We start from the raw sequence: 14,397 nt of genomic DNA, 5'->3' as shown, positions 1-14,397 counted from the left end.
AATTTCGCCTAAGACCCGGCGCCGTTCTGACCGGCCACGGCCGATGGATCGATCCAGCCGATGTTGCCGTCAGCGCGGCGGTATACGATATTCACCTGCGTACTGCCAGAGTTGCGGAAGACAACCACTGGACTATCTTTCAGATCGAGCTCAACCACGGCGGATGCGACACTCATGCTCCTGAGCGCCATCGATGTCTCGGCCACGATTGTCGGCGCGTAATCCTCCGGAATATCCTCATCTTCATCCGGTACAGGGGCTACGACCCGGTAGGAAATATCGTCGAAAACACCGTTCGAGCCGGGCGCCTGATGCGATTTCAGACGCCGCTTGTAACGGCGAAGGCGCTTGTCCACGCGTTCTCCGGCTGCATCAAAAGCAAGCTGAGGATCCTGTGCCTCGCCCGCCGCCTGCAGCACCGTGCCGGTATCGAGACGGATCAGGCAATCGGCGATAAAGCGCGACCCCTGTTTCTCCACTGTGACGTGGCCTGTATATCCGCCATCGAAATACTTGGTCACCATCTCACCGATCCGTTCGTCAATGCGAATGCGGAAAGCGTCACCAATGTCCATATGTTTCCCAGATACACGCAGACTCATGATACCTCACCTTCGTTGTGACTTTTCATTGCCCGAGCCAATCTACACTGTTGTTGAGAGACGAGCAAAGACATCCCGCACATTCCATGCGAGCGATCCATCACATTTCACTTTCTGATTCTTCATCTCCAAAGGCGCGCTTTCGCTTCAATCGATGCAAATTACCGGCGCTTCACTCTCCCTTGACCAAGCTTCTATGGCCCGGTTCATTTACCCACTCGTCCGGATTCTACACCTGTGCGCCGGATGAATCCAGAGTTTCCGTCACCCTTGCGAGCAGAAGCCTCCGCTTTTTTCTCCCGGCGCCTTTGCACCGAGGACGCGATGTTCATCGCCTCGCGGTACTTGGCGACGGTGCGCCGTGCAATATCAACGCCCTGGCCCTTCAAAAGATCCACGATCGTGTCATCCGATAAAACATCGTCCGGCTTTTCATTGTCGATCAGCAGCTTGATCTGATGCCGTACAGACTGCGAAGAGTGCTGCTCGCCACCTTCGGTGGCCGAAATCGCCGCGTTGAAAAAATAACGCAACTCGAACACACCGCGCTTCGTCAGCATGTATTTGTTGGCGGTGACGCGGCTGACGGTCGATTCGTGCATGCCGATGGCGTCGGCCACATTCCTTAAATTGAGCGGTTTCAGATGGGCGACGCCGAGCTGCAGGAACTCCGCCTGCTGGCGCACGATTTCCGTCGCCACCTTCAGGATCGTCTGGGCGCGCTGATCCAGGCTGCGCGTCAGCCAGTTGGCGTTTTGCAGGCATTCGCTGAGAAAACCCTTTTCGGCGGGGGATGCCGTTACCTTTGCAATGGTCGCATAATAGATGTTGTTGACGAGAACCCGCGGCAGCGCATCCGGATTAAGCTCGATATTCCACGTCCCGTCCGGCGCCCTATCGACATGCACGTCCGGGATGATACTGTCGGCCACACCCGAGGAGAACGCCGTTCCGGGCTTTGGATCAAGCAGGCGAATCTCCTGCAGCATATCGAGAAGATCGGTATCGCCGACGCGGCACAGCTTTCTCAGGCTCTGAAAGTCCCGCTTCGCCAGGAGCTCCAGATTCTGCAGAAGCATCGCCATTGCCGGATCAAGCCGGTCTTTCGCGCGCAGCTGCAGAGCCAGGCATTCAGCCAGATCACGGGCAAACAGGCCCGCCGGTTCGAACGTCTGCAACACGGCAATCAGCCTCCCGATATGGGCCGTATCGGTGCCAAGCCGCGCCGCAATCTCATCGGCATCGACGCGCAGATAGCCCATCTCGTCGAGATGATCGGCAAGCTCTGCGGCAATCAGGCGGTCCGCCGCATTTTCGAAGGCGAAAATGATCTGCTCGCCGACATGATCGCGCAGCGTCAATGGCGATGCGGTCACCTGTTCGAGATTGAAGCCCTCGCCGCCGGTCGACACATAGCCATCGCCCGAGAAAGACTTCCATTGCGAGGCAAGATCGCCGGCAATGAAGTCATGCGTTCCCGGATCGTCCGGGAAAATGTTTTCCAGCGAGCTGTCGAACGTCTCGGACATGGAGCCGGAACTGGTCGACTCGCCGCTGACGAGCCAATGGTCGTTCTGTTCATTGCCGCCCGAATCGTCCAGGCCATCGTCAGCACCGGCATTGCGAGGGAAATCGCCACCATCCACCGGCCCGCGCCCATCGGAAATATCCCTGCCCTCAAAGGAAAAACCGTCTCCCGACGCTTCGTCGCGTTCCAGCAGCGGATTCTTTTCTATCTCCTGTTCGATGAATTGCTCAAGTTCGACATGGGACAATTGCAGCAGCCGAATCGACTGCATGAGCAGCGGCGTCATCACCAGAGACTGGGTTTGTCTCAAATCGAGTTTTGGCGACAGGGCCATGGTGAACGCGGGTACTCCTGTACGAAATTCTTCTCAATGTACAGAAATGGCCCAATCCTTGCTTGTCAATTCCAGCAGGGCAAAAAACGACTCTTTTGGGCAAGATTCATCTGGATTGAACGGAGGGAAAGCAATTTCTGGCAAAAACTTGCCAGAAATTGTCAAAATCACAGTTTGAACTGGTCACCGAGGTAGAGACGCCGGACATCCGGATTGGCAATAATCTCGTCCGGACGGCCGTGGGTCAGGACCTGCCCTGCATGAATGATGTAGGCGCGATCGATCAGCTTCAGCGTTTCGCGCACATTGTGGTCCGTGATCAGCACGCCGATGCCGCGGCTGGTCAGATGACGGACGAGCTGCTGGATGTCGGAAACCGCAATAGGATCAACGCCGGCAAACGGTTCGTCAAGCAGCATGAAATTGGGCCGCGAGGCCAAAGCGCGGGCAATTTCCAGCCGCCGGCGTTCACCGCCGGAGAGCGAAAGCGCCGGAGCCTTGCGCAGATGGGCGATATGAAACTCTTCCAGAAGGGAATCGAGTTCCTGCGCCCGTGCGGTGCGGTCCTTCTCGACCACTTCGAGCACGGCCTTGATGTTGTTTTCCACGGACAGGCCGCGGAAAATCGACGCTTCCTGTGGCAGATAGCCGATGCCGAGGCGCGAGCGGCGATACATCGGCATCGTCGTCACGTCAAAGCCATCGATTTCAATATTGCCCTTGTCGACCGGCACCAGGCCGGTGACCATGTAGAAACAGGTGGTCTTGCCGGCACCGTTCGGGCCGAGAATACCAACCGCCTCGCCGGCGCGCACACCGAAGGAAACGCCATTGACCACCTGGCGGCCATTATAGCTCTTGGTGATACCGCGGGCGACCAGCGTGCCTTTCATCCGGTCCGTTGCCAACGGGTCGGCGGCGCGCATCTCCTGTGAAATGCGCGCGTCTGGCGACGTGGGAGTCTTGGTGGATCGACGGGAAAACAGGGACACGTATACCGCCGGCCTAGTTCTTCGGAGCGCTCTTTGGCGCAACAACGATAGAGACACGGCCTGTCTGTCCGTTCTTGCAGCTTTCCAGCTGTGCCTGGCCGCTCTTCATCTGGACGGTCAGCTTGCAGCCAACACCAACATTATCGCCCTGCGAGAGAACAACCTTGCTGCCGGTCAGGACCAGAACCTGCGTCTTCATGTCGAAGGTACCGTGGTCGCCGGTGGCAACCTGATCTTCGGACTTTACGTAAACCTTGTCGTTGACCTCGATGTGGTCGATGTCCTGGGCGCCTGCCCCGGCAGGTCCGGCTGACTTGGTCTCCGTTTTGGGAGCGGCCTTGTCGGCAGCTTTTTCCGCGTCGGTCTTTTCCGGCTTCTTGACGTAGTAGACGATCATGGAACCCGCCTTCATCAGCGTCGTTCCCTGGATGACCGTTACATTGCCGGTGAAGGTGGCGGTTCCCACATCGTTGTGCACGTCGAGGCGATCGGAATCGATCTGAATGGGCTGATCACTCGACAGTTTCATGCCGTTGTTCAGGGCGCCGGCCTTGCTCGCATCCTGTGCTGCGACAGGACCAATCATGGAGGATGCCCAAATACCCAATGCAACAGTCGAAATGCTGATCAGTCTTGTCCCGCGCGACATTGTCTCAATCTCCTAAATCCGGGATATCCCCACCTGGCCGGCAATCACTGCGGTGATTTGGCTTCGTTGCGACCTTCATGCAGCTTTGCGGGCTGAATGACAAGCCTGACACCCTTTTCAAAGACCATTACTTTGCCACTCTGAGTAATTTTCATACTGTCTGCGACGATACTGGCGCTGCTATTCTCGATCCTGACCGGCTGATCGCTCGATACCGAATTTTCTTGTATATTGATATCCGCAGATTTCAACTGTGCTTTCATGCCGTCCGAGGTTGTCAGCGTTATGTCATTGTCCAGCTTCAACTGACGGTTGGCGTTGTCGTAGAGGCCGCCCTTGGCTTTGACCTGCGCCCGCAGATCCTGGCCAACCGGAATTTCCGCGCTGATATTCTCCAGCGTGATCAGCGAGCTGTTGCCGACATCCTGCAATGCCCGTTCCGCACTCATCTTGTAGGGGAGCTTATCCTTGGTAAAGCCGTCCAGCTTGGGATTGGTCATGACCAGCTTGCCATCCTGAATGCCGGCACTGTCCAAAGTGATATTGCTCGGGATGTTCGTCGTGGAGAAAAACGTGAACCACGAGAAAACCGCAGCACCGATGACGGCGACGGCAGGCAGGGCAAATTTCATGAAGCGCACGCGCCGCGAATGGCGTTCCGCTGCGCGAAAAACGTGCGAATCCTTCTCGGTGGCAGAAAATTGCCGCGCAACTTCCGCATGCTGCGCAGCAGCCGCTGTTGCATCACCGTTTGGATGCGAATGTTTCAATTCAATGGACATGTATTGGCTATGCTACCGATTACGATCTGTTGGCGCCCTGTTAGTTAAACGTCAATATGGTTATTTTTCGATGAAATGAACCAGAGCCCCTGGGACAAGTTGCATTTGACCGAACAAATATGCCGTCATCCCCCCATATACAAGGTGCAGTGCCGATTGCCTATATGGGGGTCATGTGTTGAAGCCCAGAGGTCTGGACTTCGTCTGAATGTTGCCGCAGAAGAATGCTTGCACTGAATTGGACAGGAAATGGACGATACGATGGCAAACACAGCTGACGCAATCATCGACAGGCGGCGTCTCCGGCGCAAGCTGACGTTCTGGCGTATCCTTTCCCTTCTGGTTGTGGCGCTTGCCCTGATCGGGCTTTACGGATTTCTCGCCGGTTCCGACCGTCTTTCCGGCAAAACCGCGGCGCATATTGCCAAGATCCGCGTCGAAGGCACGATTTTCGAGAACGACGAACTCATCAAGCGTCTGGGCGAGGTCGCTGATTCCACCGCGGTGAAAGGCGTTATTCTTTCGGTGGATTCACCCGGCGGCACCACGGCGGGCGGGGAAGCCATCTATGAGGCCGTGCGCAAGATTGCGGTGAAAAAGCCTGTCGTTGCACAGGTTGGAACACTGGCAGCCTCGGCAGGCTACATGATTGCCAGCGGTTCAGACCATATTGTCGCACGCCAATCCTCCATCGTCGGGTCCATCGGCGTGCTGTTCCAGTATCCCGATATTTCGGAGCTGCTGACAAAGGTCGGCGTCAAGGTGGAAACCATCAAATCCAGTCCGCTGAAGGCCGAACCGAACTTTTTCAACCCCGCCAGCGACGAAGCCAAGGCCATGATCCATCGCATGATCATGGATTCCTATGACTGGTTCGTCGGTATCGTTCAGGAACGGCGGAAATTCACCCGCGAACAGACGCTTGCCCTGGCGGATGGATCGGTTTTCACCGGCAGACAGGCCCTGGCCAACAAACTCATCGATGAACTTGGCGGGGAAGACAAGTCGATTGCCTGGCTGAAAACCAAGGGAGTTGACGAGAAATTACCGGTCATTGAATGGAAACCCGCACAAAAGACAGCCTTCAGCTCGCTTCTGTCCCAATCCGCATTGAAAATGCTGGCACAATATCTCGGTATTCCGCAGGAAAGCACGGGGTTGCTGCGCGATTTGACCGGTGATCGCATCTTCCTTGACGGGCTCGTTTCTGTTTGGCACGTTGACGGCAGGCCGGTAGGGGCGCAATAGAATATTTAAGCTTACAGGATCAGTGACATAGTCATGATGGCCGTGTCGCTCGAACCTGAACCAGAAGGGATTATGCCGTGATCAAATCAGAGCTCGTCCAGATCATTGCCAACCGCAATCCGCACCTGTTTCAACGCGATGTCGAGAATATCGTCGGCGCCATTTTTGACGAGATCACCGACGCCCTTGCGGAAGGAAACCGGGTCGAGCTTCGGGGCTTCGGGGCTTTCTCGGTGAAAAACCGTCCCGCCCGCAGCGGCCGCAATCCCCGCACCGGCGACAGTGTCGAGGTCGAGGAAAAGTGGGTGCCATTTTTCAAGACCGGCAAGGAATTGCGCGACCGGCTGAACGCCGACTGAGCGCTGTCACAAGCCGGGGCGGCTTCATAGCCTGATGATACATGAAGTGCCGTTACCCTGGAGAGAGATATGATCAATCGCGTCGTTGTCGTCCTCATTCTCGTGCCGCTGGCAGTCATCCTGATTGCGTTGTCCGTGGCTAATCGCGGGCTGGTGACCTTTACGATTGATCCGTTCAATCCGGGCAATCCCGGACTCTCCTATGCCGCTCCCCTCTTCGTCTGGCTGTTTCTTGCCCTCTTCGTCGGGCTGATCCTTGGCAGTTTCGCCACCTGGATCAACCAGGGCAGGCACCGCAAGCTGGCACGCCAGTGCAAGCAGGAAACCGAGCTTCTGCGCATGGAGGCGCGGAAATCGGCAGCCACACAGTCCACTCCCAATCTCCCATCCCTGCATTAAGCGGCATATTTTCAAGGATTCGCAATGAAACTGGTCTCTCCGGCTGATGTCGACGGGCTGCTGAACTGGCCGGACATGATCAACGCCATTGAAACGGCGTTCCGTCAGGGTGTTATCCAGCCGGTGCGCCACCATCATACGGTCGATCGCCCCGATGGCGCCGCATCGACGCTTCTGCTGATGCCAGCCTGGTCGGATTTCGACGCGCTCGGCGATTCGTCGAAAGGCTATATGGGCGTCAAGATCGTCACGGTATCGCCTGACAATGGAGCCATTGCGAAACCGGCTGTCATGGGCGTCTATCTGCTGCTCGACGGCAAGACCGGGGAACCCAAGGCTCTCATCGATGGCCAGCGTTTGACCACATGGCGCACCGCAGGCGCTTCCGCTCTTGCCGCCCGCTATCTCGCCCGCGAAGATGCCTCCAAACTCGTTATCCTCGGCGCCGGCGCGCTCTCGGGTTTCCTCGCCCGCGCGCACAGCGCCGTCAGGCCGATCCGTGAGATTTCCATCTGGAACCGCAACATCGACAATGCGCGCAAAGTAGCGGCGGACCTTGTTGCCGATGGCTTCAATGCCAAGGCCGTCACCGACAAGGACGCGGCCATCGCCGATGCCGACATTGTCGCCGCGGGCACACTTTCGACCGAACCGCTCATTCTTGGCAGACACCTGAAGAAGGGCGCCCATGTCGATCTCATCGGTGCCTTTACCCCCACCATGCGGGAAAGCGACGATGAGTGCGTCAAGCGCGCGCGGGTGTTTGTCGACACCAGGGATGGTGCGCTGAAGGAAGGCGGCGATCTCGTCCAGCCAATCAAGGCAGGCGTGATCAGCGACAGCCACGTGATCGGCGACCTCTTCGATCTCACCCGCGGAACGGTGAAAGGGCGCGAGTCGCCTGATGAAATCACCCTGTTCAAGTCGGTCGGTGCGGCGCTCGAAGACCTGGCCGGAGGCATTCTGATCTATGAAAAGGCGATTGCAGCCTCTGCCTGAGTGTTTTTGCTTTCGCCTTTCCTCATCTTGGCATAGGAAACCACCATTGAACGATGGCCAAGGGCATATGAGGGCATAACGGTTTGAAATCGTCTGGCGGAAAAATCAGGAAGGCCAAGGGCACCGGCCCGAAAGGCGCAGGACCAAAAGCTGCGCCGCACAGGCAGCAGGCAACAAAGCCCCGCCCGCAATTTGCCAAGCCCTCCACCCCGGCGGACAGTGACGCGCGCGTCAAGCCAGCACCGCGTTCCGAACCGCTGCCCAAGCGGGTCCTGACCCGCCGGACCGGCGCGCGCCCGGCGGAAAAGACCGGGCTCATCCTCGAAACGCTGCCTTCCGATGACTACGCCCTGCTTGACAGCGGCAATGGCCTGAAACTCGAACAGTACGGACCCTACCGGATCATCCGCCCGGAAGGCCAGGCTATCTGGCTCCCGGCCTGGAGCAAGGCGGAATGGGACAAGGCGGACGCCATTTTCACCGGCAATACGGACGAAGAAGGTGTCGGCCGCTGGCATTTCCCCAACGTACCGCTCGGCGAGACATGGCCGATGGCCTATGACGGCATTCCCTTCTTCGGCCGTTTCACCTCCTTCCGGCATGTGGGCGTGTTTCCCGAACAGGGAACGCACTGGTCGCATATGGATGCGCTTATTCGCAGCGCGAAGCGCCCGGTGAAGGTGCTCAATCTTTTCGGCTATACCGGCGTCGCATCGCTCGTTGCCGCCCGCGCTGGTGCCGAGGTGACCCATGTCGATGCCTCGAAAAAGGCCATCGTCTGGGCACGCGAAAACCAGGAAATGGCCGGCCTTTCCGGCAAGCCCATCCGCTGGATTTGCGAAGATGCGATGAAATTCGTCGCCCGCGAAGAGCGGCGCGGCAGCGGTTATGACATCATCCTGCTGGATCCGCCCGCCTATGGCCGCGGCCCGAATGGCGAGGTCTGGCAGCTGTTCGACAATCTGCCCGACATGGTCGATCTGTGCCGGTCGATCCTCACACCCAATCCGCTCGCCGTGGTGCTGACCGCCTATTCCATCCGTGCATCGTTCTTCGCCATTCACGAGCTGATGCGCGACGCCTTTACCGGCCTTGGCGGCGAAGTGCAGTCGGGTGAACTGATCCTGCGCGAACGGTCTTCCGGGCGCGCCCTTTCCACGTCCCTGTTCAGCCGCTGGGGTGCCAAATGACCAGACATGACGACCGCCAGCACGGCAGCTCCATCGCCCGCCCCGGCAAGGTCAAGGAAGTCACCAGCCTGACCAATCCGATCGTCAAGGATCTGCGGTCCCTGGCGCTCAAGAAGTTCCGCGACCAGCAGGGCGTGTTCCTGGCGGAAGGCCTCAAACTCGTCATCGATGCGCTCGATCTCGGCTGGGTTATCAAGACTCTGGTCTACTCCAAGGCCGGCAAGGGCAATTCCCTTGTCGAGCAGGTGGCGGCCCGCACGATTGCCAAGGGCGGCGACGTGCTCGAGGTCAATGAGAAGGTGATTTCCGCCATCACGAGGCGCGACAACCCGCAAATGGTCGTCGGCGTGTTCGAACAGCAGCTGCAGCCCCTGTCGGCCACGCGAGCGCAAGGCAACGACGTCTACGTCGCGCTCGACCGGGTGCGCGATCCGGGTAATCTCGGCACCATCATCCGCACGGCCGACGCGGCGGGTGCCAAAGGCATCATCCTGATTGGCGACACGACGGACCCGTTTTCGCTCGAAACCGTGCGCGCCACCATGGGTTCGGTTTTTGCCGTCCCGTTGATACGCGCGAGCGAAACGGAATTCCTTTCCTGGCGAAAGGGATTTTCGGGGCTCATCGTCGGCACGCACCTGAAAGGCGCTGTCGACTACCGGACGATCCCCTACGGAGGCAAGCCCGTCATTCTGCTGATGGGCAATGAGCAGCAGGGGCTCCCTGATACGCTGGCTTCAACCTGTGATAAACTGGCGCGCATTCCCCAGGAAGGCCGGGCGGATTCGCTCAATCTCGCCATAGCCACCGGCGTCATGTTGTTTGAGATCCGCCGCGAGGCATTGACACTCGATGGCGGCAAACAGGACAAATGACCCCTATGAAAAGCAAATCCTTCTTCGGCCTGCTTGCAATCGTGGTGCTTGCCGTGGCGAGCGACCAGATCATCAAATATCTCGTCGAGACCGGCATGGACTATCAGCAGCAGATCGATCTGCTGCCATTTCTGGCGCTGTTCCGCGTTCACAATAATGGCATCGCATTTTCGATGCTCAGCGGTATGCACGACCTCGCCCTGATCGGCCTGACCGTCGTCGTCATCGCTTTTGTCAGCTATCTCTGGTGGAGCACCGTACCGGCACGCTGGATCTCCCGCATCGGCTTTGCGCTGATCATCGGCGGTGCCATCGGCAATCTGATCGATCGCAGCCTGCTTGGCTATGTCGTTGATTATATTCTTTTCCATCTGCCATCATGGTCATTTGCCGTCTTCAATCTGGCGGATGCCTACATTTCCGTCGGCGCAGCGCTGGTGGTGCTCGAAGAAATTTTTGTCTGGCTGCGCGAGCGCAAGACACCGAAGGGGCAAGCTGGGGAAAACTGAGGAAAACCCAGCATCCGCGGCATGTCCCGCGTCATGTGCTCGTCATCCAATTGTTGTATTCAAGCATCTAGTGATTGCCGATCAACCATGATGAGAGCGAATCGTTATGAGCTTCGCCTTGCTTGAACCTGCGTCTATCTTTAAAGATCAGCACACGATGTCGCAGGTTGATTCAACACCCTCGCCGTTTACGGCGCCACACCTTGTCGCGGTGCTTGGACGCATTGGGACGATGGAGGTTTGCCTTGCGCAGACCGAAGCCGAAATCGTCTCTGCCCAGCAGCTGCGTTTCAAGGTATTTTTCGATGAACTCGGTGCCAAGGGCTCGGCTTCCCTGGAACAACGCGACGCAGACCGCTTCGATCCTGTATGCGATCACCTCCTGGTTTACGACACCTCGATCATCGGCCCCAAGCACAAGCAGATCGTCGGCACTTACCGGTTGATGCGTTCGGAAGTTGCACACAAGACTGGCGGCTTTTACTCGGCTAGCGAATATACGATCGACAGTCTGGTGGCAGCCAAGCCGCAGATGCACTTTCTTGAGCTGGGCCGGTCCTGTGTTTTGCCGGAATACCGCTCGAAGCGCACGGTCGAACTGCTCTGGCAGGGCATCTGGAGCTATTGCCGTTATCACTCCATCGATGTGATGTTCGGCTGCGCATCCTTCCAGGGAACGGTGCCGGCAGCGCATGCCCTGCCATTGTCATTCCTGCATCACAATTGCCGCGCAACGCCGGACTGGGACGTCAAGGCCCTGCCCTCGCTGTATCAGCCGATGGATCTCGTTCCCAGCGAAGCGGTCAATCCGAAGGTTGCCCTGTTCGCCATGCCACCCCTGATCAAGGGCTATCTGCGCCTTGGTGCCATGATTGGCGACGGTGCCGTGGTGGATCATGATTTCGGCACCACCGATGTGCTGATCATTCTGCCGGTCAGCCGTATTTCCACCCGCTACGTCAGCCACTACATCTCGAACGCCAAGCGTTTCGACTGAAATTATCCTTTCGCCTCATACGGAATGAACATCATCTGTGGAGAAAACCGCCGATGATGCGCCGACACGGTGTGTAAAATTTCCGATAGCGCATAGATTGGTCTTCTGATCGGAATCGGTCAAAATCAGGAGAACGTCTTGGCCGACATGCCATTCACCGCAGAAACACCATCCTTTGAGCCTGACAGCCCGGCGCGCCCAACGCCGATGATGGAGCAATATATCGAGATCAAGGCGACCAATCCGGACAGCCTGCTGTTTTACCGGATGGGCGATTTCTACGAGCTGTTCTTCGACGATGCGATTGCTGCGTCGCGTGCACTCGGAATCACGCTGACCAAGCGCGGCAAGCATCTCGGCGAGGATATCCCCATGTGCGGCGTGCCGGTGCACGCGGCGGACGATTATCTGCAGAAGCTGATCATGCGCGGCTTCCGGGTGGCGGTCTGCGAACAGGTGGAAGACCCGGCCGAAGCACGCAAGCGCGGGTCGAAATCCGTGGTGAAGCGCGATGTCGTGCGGCTGGTCACCCCCGGCACGCTCACCGAGGAAAAGCTGCTCGACCCCTCCGAAGCGAACTATCTCATGACGCTGGGCCGGGTGAAAGGCGCGGCGCAGGGGCAGTTCGCCCTCGCCTGGATCGATATTTCCACCGGCACCTTCCGGGTCAGCGAAACCGATCCGTCGCGGCTTCTGGCTGATATTCTGCGCGTCGATCCGCGGGAACTGATTGTCGCCGATCCGGTGTTTCATGATCCGGACCTGCGCCCGGTATTTGATGTCATCGGGCGCTCGGTCAGCCCGCAGCCGCCAAGCCTTTTCGACAGCGCCACAGCGGAAAACCGCATACAGCGCTATTTCGACGTGGCCACGCTCGACGGCTTCGGTCACTTTTCGCGCGCCGAACTGTCCGCCATATCAGGCGCTATCGCCTATGTGGAAAAGACCCAGATTTCCGAACGCCCGCCACTGATGCGGCCCGAGCGGGAATCGGAAGGCTCCACGCTTTTCATCGACCCTGCCACCCGCGCCAATCTGGAAATGCTGCGCACCTTGTCGGGCAATCGCGACGGCAGCCTGCTCAAATCCATTGATCGCACGGTTACCGGCGGCGGCGCGCGGCTGCTGGCCGAGCGGCTGACCTCGCCGCTGACAAATCCTGCCGCCATCGCCGAGCGGCTCGATTCTGTCTCCTGCTTTCTTGCGGGCCAGTCCCTCGCCGATCTGACCCGCGAAGCGTTGAAGGGCGTGCCGGACATGCCCCGCGCCCTGTCGCGCCTTGCCGTGGGACGCGGCGGCCCGCGTGATCTCGGCGCGCTGGCACGCGGCCTTGAAGCCGCAGCGCAAATCGCTTCATTCCTGGGCAGGGAAGTGCTTCCCGCTGAACTCTCTGCCGTTCGCGATTGTCTTGCCGGCCTGCCGGGCGATTTTGCCAGCCATCTGGACCGCGCACTCGACGATGAACTGCCTCTGCTCAAGCGTGACGGCGGCTTCGTGCGGCCCGGCTATCACGCTGAACTCGATGAGATGCGCGCGTTGCGCGACCACTCCCGCCGCATCATTGCCGGGCTCCAGGCCGATTATATGGACCTGACGGGCATCCGCTCGCTCAAGATCAAGCACAACAATGTGCTGGGCTATTTCATCGAGGTCACGGCGAACAATGCATCTGTGATGACCGGCACGGACGAGGCCAAGGGCAAGTTCATCCATCGTCAGACCATCGCCAATGCGATGCGGTTTACCACGACGGAGCTCGCCGAACTCGAAACCAAGATCGCCAATGCCGCCGAACGGGCGCTGTCGATCGAGCTTGGCATTTTCGACGTGCTGACCGGGGAAACGGTTGCCAATGCCGATGCAATCCGCGCCGGTGCCGCCGCGCTGGCAACCCTCGATGTCTCGGCGGGCCTCGCCGCCCTTGCCGAAGAGCAGGGCTATTGCCGCCCGCTGGTCGACAACAGTCTTGCCTTCGAGATCGTTGCCGGGCGTCACCCTGTTGTTGAACAGTCGCTGCGCCGTCAGGCCGCCAACCCGTTCGTTGCCAATGACTGCAATCTCTCGCCCGAGGGTGCAGCCAAGGGGGCCATCTGGCTCCTGACCGGCCCGAACATGGGCGGTAAATCGACATTCCTGCGCCAGAACGCGCTGATTGCCATTCTGGCGCAAATGGGATCGTTCGTTCCGGCCGGTTCCGCCCATATCGGCATTGTCGACCGCCTGTTCTCGCGTGTCGGCGCATCGGATGATCTGGCGCGCGGCCGTTCGACCTTCATGGTGGAGATGGTGGAAACCGCTGCCATCCTCAATCAGGCCAGCGACCATTCCCTGGTCATTCTCGATGAGATCGGCCGCGGCACGGCCACCTTCGACGGTCTTTCCATCGCCTGGGCAGCGGTGGAATATCTGCACGAAAAGAACCAGTGCCGGGCGATTTTTGCCACGCATTTCCACGAAATGACCTCACTCTCGGAAAAGCTGACGCGCCTGAGCAATGTCACCATGCGGGTCAAGGAATGGGACGGTGACGTCGTCTTCCTGCATGAGGTGGCCAAGGGCGCCGCCGACCGCTCCTACGGCGTGCAGGTGGCCCGGCTGGCCGGATTGCCGGAAGCCGTGGTCAATCGTGCCCGCGACGTTCTGCATCAGCTGGAAGCCGGAGAGACATCGGGGAAGGCCGACAAGCTGATCGATGACCTGCCGCTGTTCTCGGTCGAGGTCAAACGCGAGGCGAAAGCGCCTGCCAAGGGCAAGGACAGCGCGCTGCTGGCGGCCCTTTCCACAGTCAATCCCGATGAAATGACGCCGCGCGAAGCGCTTGATGCGCTCTACCGGTTGAAAGGCCTCGCCACAAACCCGACATCCTGAACGTATTGGGGGCACGCTTGCCCCTGGCGGACACAGTGTCTTCAAAGGTAAGCATTTCGTTTATGG

General features: G+C 58.7%; 13 protein-coding genes and 1 pseudogene. 9 read left to right on the top strand and 5 right to left on the bottom strand.

Annotated elements, in window-relative coordinates; all coding sequences use genetic code 11:
• Positions 1 to 8: 8 nt before the first annotated feature.
• The 5 genes and pseudogenes from hpf to lptC form a co-directional block, all read right to left on the bottom strand.
• Complete coding sequence (gene hpf, locus ACTJJ7_RS22755; protein ID WP_091878871.1) at positions 9 to 602, bottom strand: ribosome hibernation-promoting factor, HPF/YfiA family; 594 nt, start codon at positions 600 to 602, stop codon at positions 9 to 11.
• Positions 603 to 808: 206 nt separating this feature from the next.
• A complete protein-coding gene (rpoN, locus tag ACTJJ7_RS22750; RefSeq protein ID WP_440968907.1) occupies positions 809 to 2,464 on the bottom strand; it encodes an RNA polymerase factor sigma-54 in 1,656 nt (551 codons plus the stop codon).
• A 167-nt stretch (positions 2,465 to 2,631) separates the two neighbouring features.
• A pseudogene (gene lptB / locus ACTJJ7_RS22745) lies at positions 2,632 to 3,360 on the bottom strand (LPS export ABC transporter ATP-binding protein); the annotation flags it as partial.
• A gap of 109 nt (positions 3,361 to 3,469) precedes the next feature.
• Positions 3,470 to 4,042, bottom strand: a complete 573-nt coding sequence (locus ACTJJ7_RS22740; protein WP_440968906.1) for an LptA/OstA family protein — start codon at positions 4,040 to 4,042, stop codon at positions 3,470 to 3,472.
• A 107-nt stretch (positions 4,043 to 4,149) separates the two neighbouring features.
• Positions 4,150 to 4,887, bottom strand: coding sequence for an LPS export ABC transporter periplasmic protein LptC (gene lptC, locus ACTJJ7_RS22735; RefSeq protein ID WP_105738043.1), 738 nt, complete (start codon positions 4,885 to 4,887; stop codon positions 4,150 to 4,152).
• Positions 4,888 to 5,148: 261 nt separating this feature from the next.
• Here lptC and sppA point away from each other — a divergent pair, with 261 nt between their 5' ends.
• The 9 genes from sppA to mutS all read left to right on the top strand — a co-directional run bounded on the left by sppA (position 5,149) and on the right by mutS (position 14,331).
• Positions 5,149 to 6,135: a signal peptide peptidase SppA gene (gene sppA, locus ACTJJ7_RS22730; RefSeq protein WP_440968905.1), complete on the top strand. Its 987-nt coding sequence runs from the start codon at positions 5,149 to 5,151 to the stop codon at positions 6,133 to 6,135.
• Between the two features lie 77 nt (positions 6,136 to 6,212).
• A complete protein-coding gene (locus ACTJJ7_RS22725; protein ID WP_091878879.1) occupies positions 6,213 to 6,494 on the top strand; it encodes an integration host factor subunit beta in 282 nt (93 codons plus the stop codon).
• A 69-nt stretch (positions 6,495 to 6,563) separates the two neighbouring features.
• Positions 6,564 to 6,893, top strand: a complete 330-nt coding sequence (locus tag ACTJJ7_RS22720) for a LapA family protein (RefSeq protein WP_440968904.1) — start codon at positions 6,564 to 6,566, stop codon at positions 6,891 to 6,893.
• A 24-nt stretch (positions 6,894 to 6,917) separates the two neighbouring features.
• The gene (locus ACTJJ7_RS22715; RefSeq protein WP_440968903.1) at positions 6,918 to 7,892 is read left to right on the top strand and encodes an ornithine cyclodeaminase family protein; all 975 of its coding nucleotides are present in this window, start codon (positions 6,918 to 6,920) and stop codon (positions 7,890 to 7,892) included.
• An 83-nt stretch (positions 7,893 to 7,975) separates the two neighbouring features.
• Positions 7,976 to 9,082 (top strand): class I SAM-dependent methyltransferase, encoded by a 1,107-nt coding sequence (locus ACTJJ7_RS22710; RefSeq protein WP_440968902.1) that lies wholly within the window; start codon positions 7,976 to 7,978, stop codon positions 9,080 to 9,082.
• On the top strand, positions 9,079 to 9,957 hold the full coding sequence (locus tag ACTJJ7_RS22705; protein WP_440968901.1) for a TrmH family RNA methyltransferase: 879 nt from the start codon (positions 9,079 to 9,081) through the stop codon (positions 9,955 to 9,957). The genes ACTJJ7_RS22710 and ACTJJ7_RS22705 overlap by 4 nt, the downstream gene beginning before the upstream one ends.
• Before the next feature lie 5 nt (positions 9,958 to 9,962).
• Positions 9,963 to 10,466, top strand: coding sequence for a signal peptidase II (lspA, locus tag ACTJJ7_RS22700; protein WP_105738051.1), 504 nt, complete (start codon positions 9,963 to 9,965; stop codon positions 10,464 to 10,466).
• 157 nt (positions 10,467 to 10,623) lie between these two features.
• Positions 10,624 to 11,463 (top strand): GNAT family N-acetyltransferase, encoded by an 840-nt coding sequence (locus ACTJJ7_RS22695; protein WP_105738146.1) that lies wholly within the window; start codon positions 10,624 to 10,626, stop codon positions 11,461 to 11,463.
• A gap of 147 nt (positions 11,464 to 11,610) precedes the next feature.
• Positions 11,611 to 14,331 (top strand): DNA mismatch repair protein MutS, encoded by a 2,721-nt coding sequence (gene mutS, locus ACTJJ7_RS22690; RefSeq protein WP_440968926.1) that lies wholly within the window; start codon positions 11,611 to 11,613, stop codon positions 14,329 to 14,331.
• Positions 14,332 to 14,397: the final 66 nt, after the last annotated feature.

This window comes from Phyllobacterium sp. 22229 (assembly GCF_052056495.1).
Taxonomy (GTDB): Bacteria; Pseudomonadota; Alphaproteobacteria; order Rhizobiales; family Rhizobiaceae; genus Phyllobacterium; species Phyllobacterium myrsinacearum.
Note: the sequence above shows the minus strand (reverse complement) of the source record. Positions and strands in the feature narration are given on the sequence as shown.